Here is a 738-nt window from a genome sequence, read left to right on the forward strand (position 1 = left end):
TCGACCCCGAGCCCGACCGGGTGCCGCCGACCGTGGCCGCCGGCTCGGTCGTCGACGTCTACGTCGGATCGGTCGGCGGGCGTGGCGACCGGGCCCCGACCGGCCCGGCGCTGGAGGCGGTCACCGTCGTCGCAGCTCCTGCGCCGGAGGAGACCTTCGCAGTCACCGGCACCCGGCAGCTGGTGCTCGCCGTCGACGACGCCGAGGTCGCTCCGTTCCTGGCTGTGCTGGACGGTGTGGACGACCCGGTCGTCCGGATCGTCCAGAGGTCCTGACCCGTGATCGTCACGCTCCTGGTGTCGACGGGCGCCGCCTGGGAGAGCCGGGCGCTGGGCGCTCTCAACGAGCACCCCGGCGTCGTCGTGCTCAAGCGCTGCGTCGACCTCGACGACCTGCTCGCGGCCGCGAGCGCCGGCCAGGCCCAGGTCGCCGTGCTCGGTGCGGAGCTCGCCGGGCTCGACGGCGCGGTGGTCGATCAGCTGCGCCACTACGGCGTGCGTGCCGTGGCGGTCGCGACCGACCACGACATCGCCCGCGCCCGGGCCCACCGGATCGGGATCGACGCCGTCGTCGCCGCCGACCAGGTCGGCGACCTCGTCGACCTGGTGCTGCGCGACCCCGGCCCTGCCCTGTCCGCGCCCCCGACGGTGGAGCCCGCGGCCGGTCCGCGACCGGCGGCGCCACCCCGGCCGGCCGGTCGGGTGATCGCGGTCTGGGGTCCCGGTGGCGCGCCCGGGC

General features: G+C 77.0%; 1 protein-coding gene and 1 pseudogene. Both read left to right on the forward strand.

Annotation, left to right across the window (positions count from 1 at the left end):
• The coding region (locus H0488_RS23460) for a hypothetical protein (RefSeq protein WP_183101564.1) at positions 1 to 275 on the forward strand (275 nt) is incomplete at its 5' end.
• A gap of 3 nt (positions 276 to 278) precedes the next feature.
• Positions 279 to 738, forward strand: a pseudogene (locus H0488_RS23465) (AAA family ATPase); the annotation flags it as partial.

Source organism: Nocardioides pelophilus (genome assembly GCF_014180685.1).
Taxonomy (GTDB): domain Bacteria; phylum Actinomycetota; class Actinomycetes; order Propionibacteriales; family Nocardioidaceae; genus Nocardioides; species Nocardioides pelophilus.